This is a genomic window from Pseudomonas sp. NPDC087697, assembly GCF_044743155.1.
Classification (GTDB): Bacteria; Pseudomonadota; Gammaproteobacteria; order Pseudomonadales; family Pseudomonadaceae; genus Aquipseudomonas.
The window spans coordinates 1-22,468 of record NZ_JBIUVW010000019.1; the positions used below are offsets into that span (position 1 = coordinate 1).

A 22,468-nucleotide genomic window follows, 5' to 3' on the forward strand; every position below is an offset into this window, starting at 1 on the left:
GCTGTTGCACTTCGTTTACGGCGTGCTCAAGTCGGGTCAACCCTTTGACCCGAAACTTGCGCTTGCCCGGTGAGGCTCAAGACGGTATCTACGGGGATGATCGGGTTAGGGATTGAAGATTGTTATCACGCGGAGCGGGGACGATCAGGTTAGGGGTTGAAGATTGTTATCACGCGGAGTGGGAACGATCACGGGAGGGGGGGAGATCGTTCCGTGTGGGGTGTGGGAATGATCAATCAGCCGGGGGAGAGGGCGTGACTTGGTGGTCATCGTGCTTAAAAAGCGCTTCATCTTCTGCTAACGCTGTGCAACGGTGGCGTTCTGGGTTTAAGCCGCTACACTGCGCCAGCGTTCATTTTTCTTTTGGGGCTTGAGCATGAAATTTCGTTTTCTTCTCTGGATGATGGGCTTGCTGATGCGCAAGGCCAGTCGGACCAATCCGGCGTTTCAGCAGCAGTTGGGTGATAAAGAACTGGTGTTCCAGTTGCAGACGCTGGACGGCAAGGTGGCGCGGCACTTCGTGGTGAAGGATCAGCGCATTAGCAGCAAGGCGGGGGTGTATGCGGAGCCGGCGTTTGCGATTGCCTTTAAAGATGCCGCTTACGGCTTTGCCACGATGCAGGCGAAGAACAAGCAGTTGGCGTTCATGACCGGGATTCAGGACAAGTCGATTCAGATCAAGGGCAACCCGGCGCTGGTGATGTGGTTCCAGGGGCTGACCAAGTATTTGAGGCCGAGGAAGGCTAAGGCTTGAGGTTGGTCAGGTAGACCGAGGTGGGTTCATCGCGGGCAAGCCTTGCTCCTACGGATCACACAATCCTGTAGGAGCAAGGCTTGCCCGCGATGCTTTTTAGGGCTGGGTGAACTGCGAGGCGAGTTCGCGTAGCAGGACTTCGGCTTCGAGGACTTTGCTGACGACGTCTTCGGCTTTGGCGCGGCTCAGGCCGAGGCGCTCCAGCAGGGCGTCGGGGATTTCTTCGTCGGGGCCGGAGCCGATGCCGCGGCTGCGAAGCAGGCGTACGGCCAGGCAGACGAGGTTCGGGTACTCGGCGTAGGCGCCGTCGTAGCTCGGGTCGTGCTGGAAGCGCAGGGCGGTGGCCAGTTCGTCGGGCATGTCCCAGTAGCGCATCAGCCACGCGCCGATCTGTTCACGGCTGATGCCCAGCAGGTGTTGCTCGACAAAGCTGTGGCACAGGTGCGGGTTGACCTCCAGGTGCCGGCAGATCAGCGAGAAGTGCGGCGGGAAGACGTGGGCCAGCAGCAAGTAGCCAAAGTTGTGCAGCAGGCCGGCGAGGTAGGTCAGGCCGGCTTCCGGGCGCTGGGTGCGCGGCATGGCGCGGGTCAGGCCTTCGATGACGGCGGCGGTGTAGATCGATTGCTGCCAGTACGGCGTGGTGTGTTGCGGGTGGTCCTTGGGCAGGCTCAGGGTTTTGCCCAGGGCCAGGCCCAGCGCCAGGTTGATCACCAGATCAAAGCCCAGCACGCGGACGATCGCGTCTTCCACTGAACGAATCTTGCCCGGCGAGGCGTAGTACGGCGACGCCGCCCAGCTGACGACTTGCGCGGCCAGGGCCGGGTCGGTTTCAACGACGCCGGTGATGTCGTCGATGGTGGCGTTGGGGTCGACCCGCAGTTTGATGATTTTTTGCGCGGTTTCGGCCAGTGGCGGAATCTCGATGGTCGCTTCCAGGCGCTGCTGGATGCGTCGCGCCGTGAAGGCCTGCACCGCTTGGGTGATTTCCTCGCGGTCATCGTCGGGGCGATCGAGGTTCGGGCGGATGAGGCTCAGGGCTTCGCCGAAGTTCGCGGCGCTGGCCTTGGTCAGCATGCTTTTGAAGTCTTCGCTGGAAATTTCCAGCAGCACGCCGGGCTCACCGGAGTTGATCAGCAACTGCGGTTCGCGCAGAAGGCTTTCTTCGTACAGGCATGGCGAGCTGGTGAGCGCCGGCAGGCCGGGCAGAAAGCTCAGGTTGTGTTTGCCGAGCATGCGCTCCAGGCGTTCGGTCGGCACGGCGGTGAGCCGGCGGCCGGTGAGTTCGGCGAGGCGGTTGAGGTCCAGCAACTGGCTCTGCGGGAACAGCACCATGAGCGCGCCGACGGCGTCGTCGAGCAACACCGCTTGCACCTTGCGTGCGGGGTTGAGGCCCGGGCGATCGAGCACTTCGGCGTAGCTGATGCCCAGCTTGCCGAGCAGCAGCCGGATAACAGACGGGGCGTGCGGGGCTTCGGGTGCGAGGGCAACTTCGGTCATGGCCTGTATCCGTTTTCAAACAATTGCAGGAGTATAACCAGCTTGTTTAAAACCATCGCCCAGAAACTGAGACGGTGCTCACACTTGGCCGTATTGCTGCCCATGACGTAGCCAGCGGTCGAGCAACGGGCTGACGTGATGCGGCCACCGCTCCAGCAATGCCTGGGCCGCGTCGCGCACCGCTGGCAGCAGGTCGGCGTCGCGCATCAGGTCGGCGACCTTGAATTGCAGCAGGCCGGTTTGCCGGGTGCCGAGCATCTCGCCGGGGCCGCGCAGTTCGAGGTCTTTTTCGGCGATCACGAAGCCGTCGTTGGTCTCGCGCATGATGCCCAGGCGCTGCCGACCGATCTGCGACAGCGGCGGATGGTAGAGCAGCACGCAGTGACTGGCGGCGCTGCCCCGGCCCACTCGACCGCGTAACTGGTGCAGTTGCGCCAGGCCCAGGCGTTCCGGGTTTTCGATGATCATCAGGCTGGCGTTGGGCACGTCGACGCCGACTTCGATCACTGTGGTCGCCACCAGCAGTTGCAGCGCGCCGGCCTTGAACTGCGCCATGACGTCGGCTTTCTCGGCGGGCTTCATGCGGCCGTGGATCAGGCCAACCTTCAGTTCGCCGAGGGCGGCGGTGAGGTCTTCATAGGTGGTTTCGGCGGCCTGGCAGGTGAGCTCTTCCGACTCTTCGATCAGCGTGCACACCCAATACGCCTGACGCCCTTCGGCGCACGCGGCGCGAACCCGTTCGATCACTTCAACCCGGCGCGTGTCGGTAACCAGCACGGTGTTCACCGGAGTTCGGCCGGGCGGTAGTTCGTCGAGGATCGAGGTATCGAGGTCGGCGTAGGCGCTCATGGCCAGGGTTCGTGGAATCGGCGTGGCGGTCATGATCAGTTGGTGCGGACACATCCGTCCGCCAACGCCTTTCTGCCGCAGCGCCAGCCGTTGCTGTACACCGAAGCGGTGTTGTTCGTCGATGATCACCAGTGCGAGGTTCTTGAACTGCACTTCGTCCTGAAACAAGGCGTGAGTGCCGACCACCATCGGCGTGCCGCTGGCGATTTGTTCCAGTGCGGCGACACGGTTTTTGCCCTTGAGCTTGCCGGCCAACCAGGCGACCTCCAGGCCCAGCGGTTCGAGCCAGCGCTTGAAGGTGATGAAGTGCTGCTCGGCGAGGATTTCGGTCGGTGCCATTAGCGCGACTTGATAGCCGGCCTCCAGCGCCTGCAATGCTGCGAGGGCAGCGACCACGGTTTTACCGGCGCCCACGTCGCCCTGAATCAGCCGCAGCATCGGCTCGTGCTGGCTCATGTCGTAGGCGATTTCATTGCCCACCCGTTGCTGCGCGCCAGTCGGCGGGAAGCCGAGGTTGGCCAGATACTGGGCCGGCAGCTTGGTGGCTTTGGGCATGGCCGGCGCCCGCAGCGCGCGCATGCTTTCGCGCAGGCGTTGCTGCGACAGCTGATGGGTCAGCAGTTCTTCAAAGGCCAGACGGTGCTGCGCCCAGTGATGGCCGAGGGCGAGTTCGTCGACATCGGCATCGGCGGGCGGGTGATGCAAGTAGCGGATTGCGTCGGCCAATGGCGCGAGTTGGTAGTCCCGCGCCAACTCTTGTGGCAGCCAGTCAGGCAGGCTGCTGGGGCCGAGCAGCGTCAGGGTTTGCATGCACAGTTGGCGCAGACGTTGTTGGGTCAGGCCTTCGGTGAGCGGGTAGACCGGCGTCAGGGTTTCATCCACCGGCGGCGGTTCGTCGCCGGTGATGGCGCGGTATTCCGGGTGGTAGATTTCCAGTCCCGAAGCACCGGGCCGGGCCTCGCCGTAGCAGCGCACGCGGGTGCCGCGTTTCAGGCCTTCCTTTTGCGCGTTGCTGAAATGGTAGAAGCGCAGGCTGAGCCCGCCGGTACCGTCCTGCAGGCGTACGACCAGACTGCGGCGCCTGCCCATGACCACATCGGCGCCGCTGACGGTGCCTTCGATTACCGCGTCCTGACCCGGTCGCAAGTGGCCGATCGGCACCACGCGGGTGCGATCCTGGTAACGCAGCGGCAGGTGGAACAGCACGTCCTGGAGGTTTTCCAGGCCGACCTTGGCGAGTTTTTCGGCCATGGCTTCGCCGACACCCTTGAGTGCCGTGACCGACACCTGCGACAGCTCAGTCATTGCGAACGCTTAACCCGCAACCGCTGGCGACTTGGCCACCGAGCACAGGCGGATCGAGTCAGCGAGGATTTCAATCGCTTTCGGCCGTGGGAAGCTGGCGCGCCAGGCGATGGCCACGGTGCGGAACGGCACCGGCGGCGACAGTGGGCGCACTTCGATCACGCCGGGCGCGTAGTGGTGGCTGTCGACGGCCGAGAGCGGCAGGATCGAGATGCCGAGGCCGGAGGCGACCATGTGCCGAATGGTTTCCAGGGAGCTGGATTCGACCGTGGTGTGCTTGGCGCCGTCGTTGCCCTTGGCGAGGGTCGGGCAGGCTTCGAGCACCTGATCGCGGAAGCAGTGGCCTTCGCCGAGCAGCAGCAGGCTCTTGTCGTTAAGCAGGCTGGCGTCGATGGATTCTTTCTCGGTCCACGGGTGCTGGGCCGGCATCAGGACGTAGAACGGCTCGTCGTAGAGTTGCAGGGTCAGCACGTCGGCTTCGTTGAACGGCAGGGCGATGATGATCGCGTCCAGCTCGCCGTTGCGCAGTTTGTCGCGCAGCACGTGGGTGAAGTTTTCTTCGATGTACAACGGCATCTGCGGGGCGACCCGGTGCAGTTGTGGAATCAGGTGGGGGAACAGGTATGGGCCGACGGTGTAGATCGCGCCGACTTTCAGCGGGGCGGTCAGCTGGTTTTTGCCGGCCTGGGCCAGTTCGCGAATGCCTTGGGCCTGTTCGAGGACTTTCTGGGCCTGGGCGACGATGCCTTCGCCGACCGGGGTCAGGCGCACCGCGCTTTTGCTGCGCTCGAAAATCAGCACACCGAGTTCGTCTTCAAGCTTTTTCACGCCCACCGACAGGGTCGGCTGGCTGACGTGGCAACGCTCGGCCGCGTGGCCGAAGTGCTGCTCTTGGGCGAGGGTAACGATGTAGCGTAATTCTGTGAGGGTCATAGCGGGCGTCCATGATGATGCGGCCAAGCATACCGGCTGCAATCGATAGACGCACGTTATCAGACAGAGGGAGGAGAGCGACACTGGGCAATGCCTGTTTGGCGCTGGCAGATATGCAAAAGGCACCTTTTGGTGCCTTCCGGGAGGATCAGCGACGCCGTTTCCGGTCGATCACGTAGTTGAAAGGGGCAGTGATTTCGATGCTGCCATTGGAGAGTATGTCTGCCGGTGGTTTTGGCAGGGGCTGGGCCTCACGGATCAAATCCAGGGTAGCCTGGTCAAGCAACGTATTGCCGGAACGGCTCACCATTTCATAGGACAACACCATGCCTTGTGCGTTGATAGCGAAGCGCAGGGTATTGATGCCCGCCTTGTTACGGCGTTCAGCCTCTTCCGGATAGCGCATGTGTTTCGCCAGGTGGGCTTTCAGCTCGCCTAGCCAGTTGGCCTTGGCGGCGATTTGCGCCGGCGTCGGGCCTGGGGCAGGTTGTGCAGATTTCTCTGTCGGAGCGTTGGTCGGCGGCGCGTCGCTGGGTTTTTCCTCGGCCGGTTTTTCTTTCGGCGGCTCGGGCTTCTTCTCCACAGGCTTGGGCGGTTGAGGCTTGGGCTTGGGTTTGACCGGCTTGGGCACCGAGATCGTCGGTTTTGGCGCTTCGGCGAGTTTCGGCAATGGCAGCTCTTCCACCGGAGCCGGTGGCGGCGGCGTTACGACCTTGGGCGGTGCGGGAGGCGGTGGGGCCGGAACCGGCGCTAACTCAACCATCATCGCCATTGGCGGCAGCTTGACAGGCGGTGAGGACTTCCAGTTGAGCGCGAGCAGAATCGCGACCGCATGGACGCCCAGCACCACGGCCAGGCTAGCGCCGTAACGCGTCAGCTTTTGGCGCGTCGTGATCATTTCTTGGCTGCCGTCTCAAGTCCGACCAGGCCGACTTTCAGGTAGCCGGCGGCCCGCAGGGCATCCATCACGTGCATCAGGTCGCCGTAGTCCACGCCTTTATCGGCCTGGAAGAAGATGGTCGTGTCCTTCTTGCCGTGGGTTCGCGCATCGAGGGTCGCGCCGAGGGTTTCGGCGTTGACTTCGTCTTCGCCCAGGTACAGGCGTTGGTCGGCCTTGACGCTGAGGAACACCGGCTTCTCTGGCCGCGGCGCCGGTTTGGCGGTCGAGGCAGGGAGGTCAACCTTGATGTCCACGGTGGCCAGCGGGGCGGCCACCATGAAGATGATCAGCAGTACCAGCATCACGTCGATGAACGGCGTGACGTTGATTTCGTGGTTCTCGGCGAGATCGTCGTCCACGCCTTCCTTTAAATGCAAGCCCATGGCGGATTACCCTACTTTGACCATGTGCGGTTGCGAGGCGGTGCGCTCGGGCGGCAGGTGATCGAGGTCGCGGCTGACCAGCAGCAGCACTTCTGCCGACGCGTCGGAGACTTGAGCCTTGTAACCGGCGATGGAGCGAGCGAAGACGTTGTAGATCACGACCGCAGGAATCGCGGCCACCAGGCCCAGCGCGGTGGCCAGCAGGGCTTCGGCGATGCCGGGAGCGACGACGGCGAGGTTGGTGGTCTGGGTTTTGGCGATGCCGATGAAGCTGTTCATGATGCCCCACACGGTGCCGAACAGGCCGACGAACGGTGCAGTGGAACCGATGGTGGCGAGCACGCCGGTGCCGCTGCTCATGTTGCGACCACAGGCTGCCACCAAACGCTCAAGACGGAAACTGACGCGTTCCTTGATGCCTTCTTTTTCACGGCTGTTGGCCGACAGGCGCATTTCTTCCAGGGCATCGTGGACCAGCAGGTTGGCGAGGGTGCCTTCCTTGGCCGCGCTGACGCTGGCTTCTTTAAGGGTGGTGGCTTTTTTCAGGTTGGCGATTTCGCCGCGCAGACGACGTTTGGCGCCCAGCAACTCAAGACCCTTGGCGATCCAGAGGGTCCAGGTGATGATCGACGCGATGGCCAGGCCGATCATCACGATTTTCACGATGATGTCGGCGTTCTGGTACATGCCCCACGGCGACAGGTCATGGGCCATGCCCAGGGTGTTGTCGGCTTCGAGGACTTCAGGTGCGTCAGCGGCAGCGTCTTCGGTGGCGACGGGCGTCACGACCGGGGCAGCGTGGTCGGCGTTTGCATGAACGGCTGGCGCGGAGGCTGTTGCAGCCGGTGCGGTGGCAGTAGTCGGCTCATCGGCGAGCGCGGTCGGGGGCAGTAGCAGGCTGAACAACAGCGCGGCGACGGCGCTCAGGGCGCGAGTTGGACGAGCAAGCGTGGTTGGCGAAGCGGAGAGAGGATTACGTGTCATGCTGGCCGGACCTGAGAGAAAAAGAGGGTTTAATGTCCTTCCAGGCCTCGTAGGCCGAGAACAAAAGTGGCAGGCATTATTGCAAGTAATTCTTGTTAACAAAAGTAATAGAGTCTCTTTTTTTCTTCGATTGCTAGCCGCACGTCCTATGCCGAGGCTAGCCTGTACCTTTCTGATGGGAGAATTTTGATGTCCACGCCTTCTGTTTTGATCGCCGGTTGTGGTGATGTCGGCGGCCGTCTGGCCACTCAATTGCTGGCCTCGGGGTGGGAGGTTCATGGCTTGCGGCGTGACATTTCACGTCTGCCCGAGGGCGTTATTGGCGTTGCCGGCGACTTGTTCAATGAAGACTGCCCGGCAACCTGGCCCGTCGGTGCGGTGGATTACCTGGTGTATTGCGCGACCGCCACCGATCACGATGAAGCCGGCTACCGCGCCGCTTATGTCCAGGGCTTGCAGCATGTGCTGGAGTGGCTGAACGACTACGGTCAGGCGCCCAAGCGCTTGCTGTTCGTTTCCAGCAGTAGCGTTTACGGGCAGCAGAATGGTGAATGGATCGATGAAACTTCGCCGACTCAAGCGGACGGCTATTCCGGGCGAGTGATGCTGGAAGCTGAGCAGGTTGCTTTAAACAGCGGCATCGCTGCCAGTCTGGTGCGCTTGACCGGGATTTACGGCCCGGGCCGCGAGCGGCTGCTGACGCAGGTGCGCGGAGGTTATCGCGTGGCCATCGACCCGCCGCTGTATGCCAATCGTATTCATGCCGACGATGCGGCAGGCTTGCTGGCGTTTTTGCTCAAGGCGGATTGGCAGGGTGCCGTACTGGATGACTGCTATATCGGCGTCGACGATGCACCCGCGCCACTGGCGGACGTGGTGGGCTGGTTGCGTGAGTACCTTGGAGTGACCGAATGGTCCGAGGACGCCAGCGTGCGCCGTACTGGCAGCAAGCGTTGCAGCAACGCCCGCGCTAAAGCGCTGGGCTGGACACCGCGCTATCCGAGCTACCGCGAAGGGTATGTGGCGATTCTTGAAGACCGCTGCTGACAGCCAAACACCGCGATAAAAATGTGGGAGCGGGCTTGCTCGCGAAGAGGCCATCACATCCAACATCCATGTTGACTGATACACCGCCTTCGCGAGCAAGCCCGCTCCCACATTGGATCTTCGTTGCAATTAGAGCGGAATCACTGTTTTTCCAGTGTCCATTGGTGATTGCCAGGGGAGAACGAAGGCACTTCGTCCGCCTGGGATCCGTTGACCGCCTGGAAGATCTCCATCTGTTTGCCGTTGCGGGTGAAGATCCACGGGTTGCCCTGTCCGCTCAGTTGCAGCCAGACAGTGTCGTGGCCGCCGCTCATCGAGGCGCAGTCGCCGGCCAGGCACAGCGCGTAACGGTCAGCGCCGGGCAGGCCCTGAACGGCACCATCGGCCTGGAACTGAACGGTGCTGCCTTCGCCTGGGCCGTTGACGATCTTCCAGCTGCCACCCAGGTACGCGGAGTACAGCGCCCGCTCGAAGCTGGCACCCAGTGGCGCGCCTTCAGGAGCGGCGTCTTTGGCGCGGTCAAACAGTTGCTCTGGCTCGTTGTCGTTGGCCACTTGCTGCAGTTGTTTGCCGTCGCGCTTCAATACGGTGGCAGGGCTGCCATAAATTTCGACGTTCCAGGCGCCGGACTGCTCGCCCAGTACCTTGCCTTCGATTTTCTCGAAGCCATTGCTGTAGCGCGCCTGGCCGGCCTTGGTGTTGACGTCCCACTCCAGGTTCGGGCCATAGGCTTGCAGTGCTTCACGCAACGGGCCGCCCTTGGACGCAGCATCGATTGCTGACTGGTTGATCCAGATGCCACTGATGTCGCGGTCGGCAGGGTTGCTGGCACAGCCACCGAGAAACACCGCGAGCAACGAGAGAGCTAGCGCTTTGCGCATGAGGAGATCCTTACAGAACGAAGTCGGCGCAACCCGAGGGGCTGCGCCGTGCGTATTACTCGATGACCAGAATGGCATCCATTTCAACCTGCGAACCCTTTGGCAGGGCAGCCACGCCGATGGCGGCGCGAGCCGGGTACGGCTGGTCGAAGTACTTGCCCATGATCTCGTTGACCTTGGCGAAGTGGCTCAGGTCGGTGAGGAAGATGTTCAGTTTGACGATGTCCTTGAACGAACCGCCAGCGGCTTCGGCCACGGCTTTCAGGTTCTCGAACACCTGGACGGTCTGGGCTTCGAAGCCTTCGACCAGTTCCATGGTTTTTGGATCAAGCGGGATCTGACCGGACATGTAAACGGTGTTGCCAGCCTTGATCGCCTGGGAGTAAGTACCGATGGCGGCCGGGGCCTTGTCGCTGGTTATAACAGTCTTGGTCATGAATGACTCCTTGTTATGGGGGGGCTATATGGACGAGCTATGCGCGCATGCGGGTGATGCGAATCACCCCGGTCAAGGCACGCAGTTTCTTGATCACGCGGGCCAGGTGTACACGGTCGTGCACGCTGACCACCAGTTGGACCACGCTGATACGACCGTCGCGTTCGTCCATGCTGATTTTTTCGATGTTGCCGTCGGCGGCGTTGACGCTGCTGGCCAGCAGGGCAATCAGGCCGCGCTGATGTTCCAGCTCGACGCGCAGTTCGACATTGAATTCGCCGGTGACATCCTTGGCCCACGAGAGCTGGATGCATTTTTCCGGATTGTGACGGATTTCGCTGATGTTGCGGCAGTTGTCCAGGTGCACGACCATGCCTTTGCCCGCGGACAGGTGGCCGACAATCGGGTCTCCAGGAATCGGCGTGCAACACTTGGCGTAGCTGAGCACCAGGCCTTCGGTGCCGCGAATGGCCAGCGGACCTTCCGGGCTTGGTAGCTGTTCGCCTTCGCCGAGCAGGCGGCGCGCCACGACGTAGGCCATGCGATTGCCCAGGCCGATGTCTTCGAGCAGGTCTTCGATCAGTTCGAGGCGGTATTCGTTGAGCATCACCTTGATGCGCTCGGCCGGGACTTTTTCCAGCGAGCTGGCGAAACCGTTGAGTACCTTGTTCAGCAGGCGTTCGCCCAGGCTGATGGACTCGGAGCGGCGCTGCAGTTTAAGCGCGTGACGAATGTGCGTGCGGGCCTTGCCGGTGACCACGAAGTTGAGCCACGCCGGGTTCGGCCGTGCGCCCGGGGCGCTGACGATCTCGACCGTCGAGCCGCTTTGCAGCGGTTCGGACAGCGGCGCCAGTCGACGATTGATCCGGCAGGCGATGCAGCTGTTGCCGACGTCGGTGTGTACCGCGTAAGCGAAGTCGACCGCTGTGGAGCCTTTTGGCAGCTCCATGATCCGGCCTTTCGGCGTGAACACGTAGACCTCGTCCGGGAACAGGTCGATCTTCACGCTTTCAATGAATTCCAGCGAGTTGCCGGCGCGTTGCTGCATTTCCAGTACGCCTTTGACCCACTGGCGGGCGCGGGCGTGAGTGCCTTTTGGCTGCTCGTCGCCGCTGGATTTGTACAGCCAATGGGCGGCGATGCCGTTGTTGGCCATCTCTTCCATTTCACGGGTGCGGATCTGGATTTCGATCGGTACGCCGTGCATGCCGAAGAGCGTGGTGTGCAGTGACTGATAGCCGTTGGCCTTGGGAATTGCGATGTAATCCTTGAAGCGCCCCGGCAATGGTTTGTACAAATTATGCACAGCACCCAGCACGCGGTAGCAGGTATCGACCTTGTCGACGATGATCCGGAAGGCGTAGACGTCCATGATCTCGTTGAAGGCCCGACGCTTGCCGCGCATCTTCGTGTAGATGCCGTAGAGGTGTTTCTGGCGACCGCTGACCTCGCCCTGAATGCCGTCGATGGCCAGGCAGTGGCTGAGGGATTCTTCGATCTTGTTGACGATCTCCTTGCGGTTGCCCCGGGCGCGTTTGACCGCCTGGTAGATCCGCGCGGAACGCATCGGGTGCATGGCCTTGAAGCCCAGGTCTTCGAATTCTATGCGGATGGCGTGCATGCCCAGCCGGTTGGCGATGGGCGCATAGATTTCCAGGGTTTCCTTGGCGATCCGCCGGCGCTTTTCACCGGACAGGACTTCCAGCGTGCGCATGTTGTGCAGGCGGTCGGCCAGTTTGACCAGGATCACGCGAATGTCGCGCGCCATGGCCATGGCCATTTTCTGGAAGTTTTCGGCTTGGGCTTCGGCTTTGGTCTCGAAGTTCATCTGGGTCAGTTTGCTGACCCCGTCGACCAGTTCGGCCACGGTTTCGCCAAACTGCGCAGAGAGCGCTTCCTTGGCAATACCGGTATCTTCGATCACGTCATGCAGCATCGCGGCCATCAGGCTCTGATGGTCCATGTGCATGTCGGCAAGAATGTTCGCGACCGCTAACGGGTGCGTGACGTACGCCTCACCGCTGCGACGGCGTTGGCCGTCGTGTGCTTGTTCGGCGTAGAAGTACGCTCGGCGGACCAGGTTGACCTGGTCAGTGCCGAGGTAGGTCGATAAGCGATCGGCGAGGGCGTCTATGCTCGGCATGATGACTCCTGCCGATGGCTGTGACCCCGCGCCGTGCTACGTCGACCAGGCATGGATTAGACCGCCTCGTTGGACTCGTCCTCGAACGCTGCGAACAGCGGTTCGTCTTCGACGATTTCAGCATTGGCAATGAACTCGTAGCTCATCAGGCCTTCAGCGATTTCACGCAGGGCTACAACGGTAGGCTTGTCGTTTTCCCACTGGACCAGCGGCTCTTTGCCACCGGTGGCCAGTTGACGGGCACGCTTGGTAGAGAGCATGACCAACAAAAAGACGTAATACACGAGTTCTAAACATTCTTCAACGGTTACGCGGGCCATGGTATTCCTCGGAGCGAATGCAAAATGCGCGCTGCCCGGTTGGGCGAGCGGACTCAACAGTTTAAAAAATCACCAGCGATTAGGGAAGCGCTGATTTTTTAACCAAGCCCTTCAACGCGCTGCAAGTACCAATGTAAAGCCCTTGCAGCGGTTTTGGGAAGAGCTGTTTAGCCGAGCAATTCGGCCAAAAGTTTTCCGTGAAGCTGCTGCTGACGCTTCTGGTGCAGCTGATTGGCACGGAAAATCGCCTTCAAATCGTGCAGCGCATGGGCGAAATCGTCGTTGATGATCAGGTAGTCGTAGTCGACGTAATGGCTCATCTCGCTGACGGCTTCACGCATACGGCCTTCAATGATCTCGTCGCTGTCCTGGCCGCGATTGGTCAGGCGCTGGTGCAAGGCCTGCAGGGACGGCGGCAGAATGAAGATCGAGCGGGCCTTGGGCATCAGTTGACGCACTTGCTCGGCACCCTGCCAGTCGATTTCCAGAATCAGGTCGTGGCCTTCGTCCAGGGTCTGCTGCAGGTGGCTTTGCGAGGTGCCGTAGAGATTGCCGAACACTTCGGCGCGCTCGAGGAAATCCCCGTGCTCGATCATCTTCACGAACTCGCTGCGTTCGACGAAGTGATAGTTCACGCCGTTCACTTCACCGGGGCGCATGGCACGGGTGGTGTGGGAGACCGAGACGCGGATCTTTTGATCAGCGTCGGTCAGGGCCTTGACCAGGCTGCTCTTGCCCGCGCCCGAAGGGGCAGAAATGATGTACAGGGTGCCGGTGCTGTGGGTCATGTCGGGGTAGCCTTACTCAATGTTCTGCACTTGTTCGCGCATCTGCTCGATCAACACTTTGAGGTTGACCGCAGCCTGGGTGCTGCGCGGGTCGAAGGCTTTGGAGCCCAGTGTATTGGCTTCGCGGTTGAGTTCCTGCATCAGGAAGTCGAGGCGCCGACCGGCAGCGCCACCGGACTTGAGCACGCGGCGAACTTCAATGATGTGGGTGCTCAGGCGGTCCAGTTCTTCGGCGACGTCGCTCTTTTGCGCGAGCATGACCATTTCCTGTTCCAGGCGCTGCGGGTCGAGCTCGGCCTTCATGTCGGCAAAGCGGTCGAGCACCTTCTGGCGCTGGGTGGCAAGCATCTGCGGAACCAGTTCGCGCAGGGTCACTACGTCTTCTTCAATGGAGGTCAGGCGTTCGTTGATCAGTCGGGCCAGCTCCGCGCCTTCGCGCTCGCGGCCAGCCTTGAGTTCTTTGAGACCTTCATTGAACAGTGCCAGTGCCTCGGCATTGAGCGCTTGCGGGTCGCTCGCGTCGGCGACCAGCACGCCCGGCCAGGCCAGCACTTCCAGCGGGTTGAGGGCTGAGGGATTTTTGATCAGGCTGGCGACGGTTTCGGCGGCGGCGACCAGTTGCGCGGCGCGTTCACGATCAACTTGCAGTGGTTTGCCGGTGGTTTCTTCGGTGAAGCGCAGCGTGCATTCAAGCTTACCGCGCGACAGGCCCTGGCGCAGCGCTTCGCGCACGTTGCCTTCGAGGTCGCGAAAGGACTCTGGCAGGCGCAGGTGCGGTTCCAGGTAGCGGCTGTTGACCGAGCGCAGCTCCCAGCTCAGGGTGCCCTGGCTGCCGGCTTTTTCGGCGCGGGCGAAGGCGGTCATGCTGTGCACCATGGAGGTACCTCGCGATTCAGGCCGGTGCCGAACCCTGCGGGCTCAACGGACCTGATTAGATGAATTAAAGCCCACAGGCTGTAAAGGCGCAGGATTGTAGCGCAGTGCGGCGGATGCTCCCAAATGGCGCGTGTGACAAAGCGCTGCAAGTCGTCGCGGAGCGCTGTTCAGAGCCCTCGCTCGTCGCCCGGGTTTTTTAGAAGTGCCCAGTCGCGCCCGGTCGCCCTATAATGCTCGGCAGATTTCCGTCCTCCGTACAGGTGTTCCTCTATGAAACGTCCAAGTGGTCGCGCTGCCGATCAGCTCCGCTCGATCCGCATCACCCGCAACTACACCAAACACGCCGAGGGATCTGTACTGGTCGAGTTCGGTGATACCAAGGTGATTTGCACCGTCAGCGTCGAAAACGGTGTGCCGCGCTTCCTCAAGGGGCAGGGCCAAGGCTGGTTGACCGCCGAATACGGCATGCTGCCGCGCGCCACTGGCGAGCGTAACCAGCGTGAAGCGAGCCGTGGCAAGCAAGGCGGTCGCACCCTGGAAATCCAGCGCCTGATCGGCCGTTCCCTGCGCGCTGCGCTGGACATGTCCAAGCTGGGCGACATCACCCTGTACGTCGACTGCGACGTGATTCAGGCCGATGGCGGTACGCGTACTGCCTCGATCACCGGCGCCATGGTTGCGCTGGTTGACGCCTTGAAAGTGATCAAGAAGCGCGGCGGCCTGAAAGGTGGTGACCCGCTCAAGCAGATGATTGCTGCAGTGTCCGTGGGCATGTATCAGGGTGAGCCAGTGCTTGATCTGGACTACCTGGAAGACTCGGCTGCCGAGACCGACCTGAACGTAGTGATGACCAGCACCGGTGGTTTCATTGAAGTGCAGGGCACCGCTGAAGGCGCGCCGTTCCAGCCTGAAGAGCTGAACGCGATGCTGGAGCTGGCGAAAAAAGGCATGAACGAAATTTTCGACCTGCAAAAAGCTGCGTTGGCTGACTGATTGCTCCAACATCCAGGTTCCGATGTCCAGCAAGGAGAGCGTCATGAGTGATGAGCAACTACCGCTGCCAGTGCCGAGCCGAGAGGTTCGTCAGTGGGCAATGTTCTGTCATCTCTCGGCCTTGCTGGGGATCTGGGTGCCGTTCGGTTCGTTGATCGGGCCGCTGATCCTCTGGCAACTGAAGCGCGAGATGGACCCGTTCATCGATGACCAGGGCAAGGAGGCGCTGAACTTTCAGATCAGCGTGGCCATTGCTTCGGCGATCTGCCTGCTGCTGATGGTGGTGGTGATCGGCTTCTTCCTGTTTGGCCTTGTGGCCATCGGTGCGCTGGTGCTGACGATCATCGCCGGGGTAAAGGCCAATGAAGGGCAGCTGTATCGCTATCCGTTCACCTGGCGGTTGATCAAGTAACACCCGCGACCCGTAGGAGCTGCCGCAGGCTGCGATCTTTGACGGTGGTCGAATACATCAGCAAACATCAAAAGATCGCAGCCTGCGGCAGCTCCTACGGGGCAGCGCACACAAAAAAGCCGACAGTGATGTCGGCTTTTTTGTGGCTGAGAAAAGCGCTTAGATCGTCAGCGTCCAGTCGTAGTCCACGATCAACGGCGCGTGTTGCGAGAACCGCGGCTGACGCGGCAGGCGAGCGCTGCGTACAAAGCGGCGCAGGCCCGGGGTCAGCAGTTGGTAGTCGAAACGCCAGCCCAGGTTGAGCATCTCGGCCTGTTCGTTGTCCGGCCACCAGCTGTACTGATCGCCTTCGCGGCTGACTTCACGCAGGGCATCGACATAACCCATGTTGCCGACAATCTCGTCCATCCAGGCGCGCTCTGGCGCCAGGAAGCCCGGGGATTGCTGGCTGTCGCGCCAGTTCTTGATATCCAGCTTCTGTTGCGCCACGTACAGCGAGCCACAATAAATGTACTCACGACGTTTGCGCCGCTGTTTATCCAGATAACGGGCGAAGTCGTCCATTAGCTTGAACTTCTGGTTCAAGTCTTCATCGCCATTCTGCCCCGAAGGGAGCAGCAAGGTCGCGATGCTGACCTTGTCGAAATCGGCTTGCAGGTAGCGCCCGTAGCGGTCGGCCGTCTCGAAGCCGAGACCGCTGATGACAGCCTTCGGTTGCAACCGCGAGTACAAAGCCACGCCACCTTGGGCGGGAACTTCGGCATCGCAGGCATAAAGGAAGTAGCCATCCAGTTGGAAGGCTGGATCGTCCAGTTCAAAGGCGGAGGCGCGGGTGTCCTGCAGGCAGATGACGTCGGCATTCTGTGCTTGCAGCCAACTGAGCAAACCACGCTCGACTGCAGCCTGAATACCATTGACGTTCACACTGATGATCCGCATAAATGGCCCCAAAAATCGCGTGCGTGTATGATACACGGCGTCTACCTAATTAGCTAAATCCGTGGTATTTGGGGTTTTTTTCATGCAAGCGTATCAGCGCGACTTCATTCGTTTTGCCATCGATCGCGGCGTTTTGCGCTTCGGTGAGTTCACCCTGAAGTCCGGGCGTACCAGTCCTTACTTCTTCAATGCCGGCCTTTTCAACTCAGGTTCTGCGCTGGCGCAGCTGGGTCGTTTTTATGCGGCGGCCATCGTCGAGAGCGGAATTGCGTTCGACGTGCTCTTTGGCCCTGCGTACAAAGGCATTCCTTTGGCAGCGACCACTGCGGTGGCTTTGGCCGAGCACCACAACCGCGATCTGCCATGGTGCTTCAACCGTAAGGAAGCCAAGGCTCACGGCGAAGGCGGTAGCCTGGTCGGCGCGCCGCTGACTGGCGAAGTGCTGATCATCGACGACGTGATCACCGCCGGTACCGCGATCCGTGAAGTGATGCAGATCATCGCTTCCCAGGACGGCGCCAAGGCGGCCGGCGTGCTGATCGCGCTGAACCGTCAGGAGCGCGGCAACGGTGAGCTGTCGGCAATCCAGGAAGTGGAACGCGACTTCGGTATCCCGGTGGTCAGCATTGTTTCGTTGAATCAGGTGCTGGAATTTCTCGCCGATGATCCGCAGCTCAAGCAGCATTTGCCGGCGGTAGAAGCCTACCGCGCCCAGTTCGGCGTCTAACGCCATCCCTTTGTGGGAGCGGGCTTGCTCGCGAAGGCGTCGTGTCAGATAGCATCAATGTGAATGACACACCGCTTTCGCGAGCAAGCCCGCTCCCACAGGATCGGTGAAAAAAAAAGACCCCGCTCAGCCAGGCTGAGCGGGGTCTTTTTGTTTGTGCTGTTTAAGAACGCTTGCGATTGCTGATCAAAGTGCCCACACCGGTGTCGGTGAAGATTTCCAGCAGAATCGCGTTCGGAACCCGGCCATCGATGATCAGCGAGCTTCCCACGCCGCCTTGCACCGCTTCCAGCGCGCAACGGATCTTCGGCAGCATGCCGCCGTAGATGGTGCCGTCGGCGATCAGCTCGTCGACCTGTTGGGTGCTCAGGCCGGTCAAGACCTTGCCGGATTTGTCCATCAGGCCGGCGATATTGGTCAGCAGCATCAGCTTTTCGGCTTTCAGCGCTTCGGCCACTTTACCGGCCACCAGATCGGCGTTGATGTTGTACGACTCGCCGTTGGCGCCGACGCCGATTGGCGCGATCACCGGGATGAAATCGCCTTTAACCAGCAGGTTCAGCAGGTCGGTGTTGATGCCGACCACTTCGCCGACCTGGCCGATGTCGATGATTTCCGGTTGGGTCATCTCCGGCGTCTGACGGGTCACGGTGAGCTTCTTCGCGCGAATCAGCTCGGCGTCTTTGCCGGTCAGGCCGATGGCGCTGCCGCCATGGCGGTTGATCAGGTTGACGATGTCCTTGTTCACCTGGCCGCCGAGGACCATTTCCACCACGTCCATGGTCTGGGCATCGGTGACACGCATGCCGTCGATGAAGTGGCTCTCGATCGACAGACGCTTGAGCAGATCGCCGATTTGCGGGCCGCCACCGTGAACCACCACCGGGTTAATACCGACGGCTTTCATCAGCACGATGTCGCGGGCGAAGCCGGTTTTCAGCTCCTCGCTTTCCATTGCATTGCCGCCGTATTTGATCACCAGCGTCTTGCCGACATAGCGGCGAATGTAAGGCAGCGCTTCGGACAGGACCTTGGCGGTGTTGGCGGCGGCTTCGCGTTCGAGGGTCATTCAGGGCTCCGGCACTTCAGAAAAAGGCGCTTCAAAAAATCAAAACGGTAGTTGGAGGTCAGGTGCAACACGTTTCAGTTGGGTGTGGAACACGTCCTTGATGCGCTGCAGTTCGGCGTCGTTATCGGCCTCGAAACGCAGGACCAGCACCGGTGTGGTGTTGGACGCGCGCACCAGGCCCCAGCCTTTGGCGTAATCGACTCGCACACCGTCGATGGTGGTCAGTTCGGCACCGATGCCCCAGCGGGCATCGTGCAGTGCATCAATGATGCTGAATTTGCTCTCTTCGGTCACATGGATATTGATTTCTGGCGTAGAAATATCGTTCGGGAAGGTCTCGAACAGCTCTTGCGCACTGGTTTTTTCCCTGCTGAGGATCTCCAGCAGTCGCGCAGCGCTGTAAATACCGTCGTCGAAACCGAACCAGCGTTCCTTGAAGAAGATGTGCCCGCTCATTTCGCCTGCGAGCAGGGAGCCGGTTTGCTTCATCTTCTTTTTGATCAACGAATGACCGGTTTTCCACATGAGCGGACGGCCACCGTATTCCTTGATCAGCGGGGTCAGGCGCCGGGTGCATTTGACGTCGAAGATGATTTCCGCGTCGGGGTTACGCGCCAGTACGTCCTTGGCAAACAGCATCAGCAGGCGGTCTGGAAAGACAATGCTGCCGGTGTTGGTCACTACGCCCACGCGGTCGCCGTCGCCGTCGAAGGCCAGGCCCAGGTCGGCCTTGGTTTCCTTGACCTTGGCGATCAGGTCCACCAGGTTCTCAGGCTTGCCCGGATCCGGATGGTGGTTCGGGAAGTTGCCGTCGACTTCGCAGAACAGCGGGATGACCTCGCAGTTCAGCGCTTCGATCAGCTGTGGTGCGATAACGCCGGCGGCGCCGTTACCGCAGTCGACCACCACTTTCAGGCGGCGGGCGAGTTTGATGTCCTGGACGATTTCGGTGGTGTAGCGGTCGAGGATTTCGACTTTGGTGATGCTGCCCTTGCCGCTGCTCAGGTTGTTGGTCTTGAGGCGTTCATGCAGGGCCTGAATCTGTTCGTTGGCCAGGGTGTCGCCGGCAATAACGATTTTGAAGCCGTTGTAGTTCGACGGGTTGTGGCTGCCGGTGAGCATCACGCCGGACTTGCCGGCCAGCACGTTGGCCGCGTAATAGAGCGCCGGGGTTGGCACCAGTCCGACATCGCTGACGTGGCAGCCGCTGTCGTGCAGGCCCTGGATCAACTGCTCGACCAACTCCGGGCCAGATAGGCGTCCGTCACGACCAACAGAAATGTTTGGCTCGTCCTTGGCCAGTGTTTCGGAGCCAATGGCGCGACCGATCCAATAAGCGGTTTCAGCGGTGAGGGTTTCCGGGACGACACCACGAATATCGTAGGCGCGAAAGATGCTGTCGGGGAACGTGGGGGCGACTCGGGCTGCGTTGCTCATCACTGGGGCTGCTCCAACTCAAAGGTTGCTGGACGGGCCGACGAACGGGTCATCGGCGGGCTCAACTGAAGGGTATGACGGCGCTTTTGGCAGAGAGTTCGTGGTGCGCAAGTGCCATGCTTGGGGCTTTAGCCTGCGCGGGGTCATCTAGTGCCTTGATTTCGACCGGTAAACCTTAAAGTAGAGGTCTGCGCAATATTCATCCTGAAATGCAAAGCGTTGTGCTCGGGCCGGGCTGGGCGCCCGGCCTGAAAGGGTGCAATCAGTGGCTGCCGGAGTGACCGAAACCACCGGTGCCGCGTTGGGTTTCGTCGAACTCTTCGACCAACTCGAAGTGCGCTTGAACCACCGGCACCAGCACCAGTTGGGCAAGGCGTTCGCCAACCACGATGTTGAAGTCGGTCTGTCCACGGTTCCAGCAGGAGACCATCAGCGGCCCCTGGTAATCGGAGTCGATCAGCCCGACCAGGTTGCCCAGCACGATGCCGTGCTTATGGCCCAGGCCCGAGCGCGGCAGGATCAGTGCGGCAAGGCCCGGGTCGCCGATGTACACCGACAGACCGGTCGGGATCAGCAGGGTTTCACCCGGTTTGATGACGGTGTCCTGTTCCAGCATCGCCCGCAGGTCGAGGCCGGCGGAGCCTGGTGTGGCGTATAGCGGCAGCGGGAATTCGCTGCCAATGCGTGGGTCGAGGATCTTGGCTTGTAAAGCGTGCATGCGAATTAAACCTGGTTCAGACGTTCGGCGATAAAAGTGATCAGCTGGCGGGCGATTTTGCCCTTGCTGGTCTGGGCGAAGAGCGTTGCGTGCAACTCACGGTCGATCACGCTGCAAGCGTTTTCCTCGCTGTTGAAGCCAATGCTCGGGTTGGCCACGTCGTTGGCGACGATCAGGTCGAGGTTTTTGTCTTTCAGTTTGCGTGCAGCGTAGTCGAGCAAGTGTTCGGTTTCAGCGGCGAAACCGACACTGAACGGACGGTCGGGGCGTGTGGCAATGGTCGCCAGAATGTCTGGGTTACGGACCATTTGCAGCAACAAACCGTCGCCGTTCGTAGGGTCTTTCTTGAGTTTTTGTGGGGCGACGACTTCCGGGCGATAGTCCGCAACCGCAGCAGAAGCGATGAACAGGTCGCAAGGGATCGCGGCTTCGCAGGCGGCGAGCATGTCGCGGGCACTGACCACGTCGATCCGGGTGACGCGATCCGGGGTCGGCAGGTGTACAGGGCCGGTGATCAAGGTCACTCGAGCGCCGGCTTCAACCGCGGCTTCGGCCAGGGCAAAGCCCATTTTTCCGGAGCTGTGGTTGGTGATGTAGCGCACCGGGTCGATGTTTTCCTGGGTCGGGCCGGCGGTGATCAGCACGTGTTTGCCGGTCAGTGCCTGGCGCTGGAAGCAATCGGCGGCGCACTGTGCCAGATCGTCGGCTTCGAGCATGCGGCCCATGCCGACGTCGCCGCAGGCCTGGCTGCCGGAGGCCGGGCCAAAGACCTGGAAGCCACGGCTTTCGAGCAACTGGGTGTTGGCCTGGGTGGCCGGGTCGCGCCACATGGCCTGGTTCATCGCCGGGGCCAGCGCAACGGTGGCGTCGGTGGCCAGCACCAGGGTGGTCAGCAGGTCGTTGGCGATGCCTTGGGCCAGGCGTGCGATCAAGTCGGCGGTGGCCGGGGCGATCAGCACCAGGTCAGCCCACTTGGCCAGCTCGATGTGGCCCATCGCGGCTTCAGCCGCCGGGTCCAGCAGGTCCAGGTGGACCGGGTGCCCGGAGAGTGCCTGCATGGTCAGCGGGGTGATGAACTCGCTGCCGCCGCGGGTCATGACCACGCGCACTTCGGCGCCCTGGTCGATGAGTCGGCGAACCAGCTCGGCGCTCTTGTAGGCGGCGATGCCACCGCCGACGCCGAGAACGATGCGTTTCCGATACAGCCGCTGCATAGGCCTGCCTTTCAATTCGTTGATGACTACGTGGCGAAACCCCCTCCCCAGGGTGAAATCGCCCGCAAAATAGATGGGCTACGATATCACAGCGACCGCTACGGAACAGCGGCGCCCACACACATGGAGGTGCTATGAGTATTCGCGATTGGCCGGCGGCGGAGCGCCCGCGGGAGAAGCTTCTGGAACAGGGTTCGGCGAGTCTTTCGGACGCCGAATTGCTGGCCATCTTTCTACGCACCGGGGTGACCGGCAAAAGCGCGGTAGATCTGGCGCGACACCTGTTGCATCAATTCGGCAGCCTGCGCGCGTTGCTGGAGGCAGACCAGCAGACGTTCGGCAGTCAGCTTGGGCTGGGACCAGCGAAGTTTGCCCAGTTGCAGGCCGTGCTGGAGATGGCGCGGCGGCATCTGGCGGAACGCTTGCGTCGCGACTCGGTGCTCAAGAGCCCGATCGAAGTGCGCAATTACCTGAAGGCGATGTTGCGCCATGAGCCTCATGAGGTGTTCGGCTGCCTGTTTCTGGACTCCCGGCATCGGGTGCTGGCATTCGAGATACTGTTTCGCGGCTCGATCGACAGCGCCAGCGTTTACCCGCGTCAGGTGGTCAAGCGTGCACTGGCGCACAACGCCGCGGCACTGATCCTGTGCCACAACCATCCGTCAGGGAGTGCCGAGCCCAGTCAGGCGGATCGAGCGCTGACCAAGCGCCTGCAAGAGGCGCTGGACCTGGTCGATGTGCGGGTACTCGACCATTTCATCGTCGGCGACGGCGATCCGCTATCGATGGCCGAGTACGGGTGGATGTAGAGGGGCAGCTGCAA

Annotated in this window: 22 protein-coding genes and 1 pseudogene; 6 read left to right on the forward strand and 17 right to left on the reverse strand. The window is 61.2% G+C overall.

What is annotated here, in order from left to right; all coding sequences use genetic code 11:
• The first annotated feature begins 376 nt into the window (after nt 1–376).
• Nucleotides 377–754: an SCP2 sterol-binding domain-containing protein gene (locus ACIPIN_RS15035; protein WP_401119873.1), complete on the forward strand. Its 378-nt coding sequence runs from the start codon at nt 377–379 to the stop codon at nt 752–754.
• 96 nt (nt 755–850) lie between these two features.
• Here the strand turns inward: ACIPIN_RS15035 and ACIPIN_RS15040 are convergent, their stop codons facing one another.
• The 6 genes from ACIPIN_RS15040 to exbB all read right to left on the reverse strand — a co-directional run bounded on the left by ACIPIN_RS15040 (nt 851) and on the right by exbB (nt 7,645).
• On the reverse strand, nt 851–2,251 hold the full coding sequence (locus tag ACIPIN_RS15040; RefSeq protein WP_401119874.1) for an HDOD domain-containing protein: 1,401 nt from the start codon (nt 2,249–2,251) through the stop codon (nt 851–853).
• A gap of 78 nt (nt 2,252–2,329) precedes the next feature.
• A complete protein-coding gene (gene recG / locus ACIPIN_RS15045; RefSeq protein ID WP_401119876.1) occupies nt 2,330–4,405 on the reverse strand; it encodes an ATP-dependent DNA helicase RecG in 2,076 nt (691 codons plus the stop codon).
• A 9-nt stretch (nt 4,406–4,414) separates the two neighbouring features.
• Nucleotides 4,415–5,338, reverse strand: a complete 924-nt coding sequence (locus ACIPIN_RS15050) for a LysR substrate-binding domain-containing protein (RefSeq protein WP_401119878.1) — start codon at nt 5,336–5,338, stop codon at nt 4,415–4,417.
• A gap of 148 nt (nt 5,339–5,486) precedes the next feature.
• Nucleotides 5,487–6,236: an energy transducer TonB gene (locus ACIPIN_RS15055; protein WP_401119880.1), complete on the reverse strand. Its 750-nt coding sequence runs from the start codon at nt 6,234–6,236 to the stop codon at nt 5,487–5,489.
• Nucleotides 6,233–6,661, reverse strand: a complete 429-nt coding sequence (gene exbD, locus ACIPIN_RS15060; protein ID WP_401119881.1) for a TonB system transport protein ExbD — start codon at nt 6,659–6,661, stop codon at nt 6,233–6,235. Before exbD ends, ACIPIN_RS15055 begins: the two co-directional genes overlap by 4 nt.
• Nucleotides 6,662–6,667: 6 nt before the next feature.
• Entirely contained in the window at nt 6,668–7,645 is a 978-nt protein-coding gene (exbB, locus tag ACIPIN_RS15065) for a tonB-system energizer ExbB (protein ID WP_401119882.1), read from the reverse strand.
• Nucleotides 7,646–7,834: 189 nt separating this feature from the next.
• Between exbB and ACIPIN_RS15070 the strand changes: the two genes are divergently transcribed.
• Nucleotides 7,835–8,692 (forward strand): SDR family oxidoreductase, encoded by an 858-nt coding sequence (locus ACIPIN_RS15070; protein WP_401119884.1) that lies wholly within the window; start codon nt 7,835–7,837, stop codon nt 8,690–8,692.
• Between the two features lie 140 nt (nt 8,693–8,832).
• On the opposite strand, the gene ACIPIN_RS15075 is transcribed toward ACIPIN_RS15070, so the two are convergent.
• From ACIPIN_RS15075 to ACIPIN_RS15100, 6 genes are all read right to left on the reverse strand, one after another.
• Complete coding sequence (locus ACIPIN_RS15075) at nt 8,833–9,573, reverse strand: hypothetical protein (protein ID WP_401119886.1); 741 nt, start codon at nt 9,571–9,573, stop codon at nt 8,833–8,835.
• A gap of 55 nt (nt 9,574–9,628) precedes the next feature.
• Complete coding sequence (locus ACIPIN_RS15080) at nt 9,629–10,009, reverse strand: RidA family protein (protein WP_003229509.1); 381 nt, start codon at nt 10,007–10,009, stop codon at nt 9,629–9,631.
• Nucleotides 10,010–10,046: 37 nt separating this feature from the next.
• On the reverse strand, nt 10,047–12,152 hold the full coding sequence (gene spoT, locus ACIPIN_RS15085) for a bifunctional GTP diphosphokinase/guanosine-3',5'-bis pyrophosphate 3'-pyrophosphohydrolase (RefSeq protein ID WP_401119887.1): 2,106 nt from the start codon (nt 12,150–12,152) through the stop codon (nt 10,047–10,049).
• A 56-nt stretch (nt 12,153–12,208) separates the two neighbouring features.
• Complete coding sequence (gene rpoZ, locus ACIPIN_RS15090) at nt 12,209–12,472, reverse strand: DNA-directed RNA polymerase subunit omega (protein ID WP_401119889.1); 264 nt, start codon at nt 12,470–12,472, stop codon at nt 12,209–12,211.
• 167 nt (nt 12,473–12,639) lie between these two features.
• Nucleotides 12,640–13,260 (reverse strand): guanylate kinase, encoded by a 621-nt coding sequence (gmk, locus tag ACIPIN_RS15095; RefSeq protein ID WP_123426168.1) that lies wholly within the window; start codon nt 13,258–13,260, stop codon nt 12,640–12,642.
• A 12-nt stretch (nt 13,261–13,272) separates the two neighbouring features.
• A complete protein-coding gene (locus tag ACIPIN_RS15100) occupies nt 13,273–14,136 on the reverse strand; it encodes a YicC/YloC family endoribonuclease (protein WP_401119891.1) in 864 nt (287 codons plus the stop codon).
• A 270-nt stretch (nt 14,137–14,406) separates the two neighbouring features.
• On the opposite strand from ACIPIN_RS15100, the gene rph reads away from it, so the two are divergent.
• Both rph and ACIPIN_RS15110 read left to right on the forward strand, forming a co-directional pair.
• On the forward strand, nt 14,407–15,129 hold the full coding sequence (gene rph / locus ACIPIN_RS15105; RefSeq protein ID WP_123426170.1) for a ribonuclease PH: 723 nt from the start codon (nt 14,407–14,409) through the stop codon (nt 15,127–15,129).
• Nucleotides 15,130–15,172: 43 nt separating this feature from the next.
• Complete coding sequence (locus ACIPIN_RS15110) at nt 15,173–15,541, forward strand: DUF4870 domain-containing protein (RefSeq protein WP_019694276.1); 369 nt, start codon at nt 15,173–15,175, stop codon at nt 15,539–15,541.
• Between the two features lie 159 nt (nt 15,542–15,700).
• On the opposite strand, the gene ACIPIN_RS15115 is transcribed toward ACIPIN_RS15110, so the two are convergent.
• Nucleotides 15,701–16,480 (reverse strand): exodeoxyribonuclease III, encoded by a 780-nt coding sequence (locus ACIPIN_RS15115; RefSeq protein WP_003176915.1) that lies wholly within the window; start codon nt 16,478–16,480, stop codon nt 15,701–15,703.
• 82 nt (nt 16,481–16,562) lie between these two features.
• Between ACIPIN_RS15115 and pyrE the strand changes: the two genes are divergently transcribed.
• The gene (gene pyrE, locus ACIPIN_RS15120) at nt 16,563–17,207 is read left to right on the forward strand and encodes an orotate phosphoribosyltransferase (RefSeq protein WP_123426173.1); all 645 of its coding nucleotides are present in this window, start codon (nt 16,563–16,565) and stop codon (nt 17,205–17,207) included.
• A 163-nt stretch (nt 17,208–17,370) separates the two neighbouring features.
• Here the strand turns inward: pyrE and argB are convergent, their stop codons facing one another.
• From argB to coaBC, 4 genes and pseudogenes are all read right to left on the reverse strand, one after another.
• Complete coding sequence (gene argB / locus ACIPIN_RS15125) at nt 17,371–18,276, reverse strand: acetylglutamate kinase (protein ID WP_401119892.1); 906 nt, start codon at nt 18,274–18,276, stop codon at nt 17,371–17,373.
• Nucleotides 18,277–18,315: 39 nt separating this feature from the next.
• Nucleotides 18,316–19,719 (reverse strand): annotated as a pseudogene (locus tag ACIPIN_RS15130) (phosphomannomutase/phosphoglucomutase); the annotation flags it as partial.
• Nucleotides 19,720–19,975: 256 nt separating this feature from the next.
• Nucleotides 19,976–20,431, reverse strand: a complete 456-nt coding sequence (gene dut, locus ACIPIN_RS15135) for a dUTP diphosphatase (RefSeq protein WP_401119893.1) — start codon at nt 20,429–20,431, stop codon at nt 19,976–19,978.
• Between the two features lie 5 nt (nt 20,432–20,436).
• Entirely contained in the window at nt 20,437–21,645 is a 1,209-nt protein-coding gene (gene coaBC, locus ACIPIN_RS15140; protein ID WP_401119894.1) for a bifunctional phosphopantothenoylcysteine decarboxylase/phosphopantothenate--cysteine ligase CoaBC, read from the reverse strand.
• A gap of 134 nt (nt 21,646–21,779) precedes the next feature.
• Between coaBC and radC the strand changes: the two genes are divergently transcribed.
• Nucleotides 21,780–22,454 (forward strand): DNA repair protein RadC, encoded by a 675-nt coding sequence (gene radC, locus ACIPIN_RS15145; RefSeq protein ID WP_401119895.1) that lies wholly within the window; start codon nt 21,780–21,782, stop codon nt 22,452–22,454.
• The last annotated feature ends 14 nt before the right edge of the window (nt 22,455–22,468 follow it).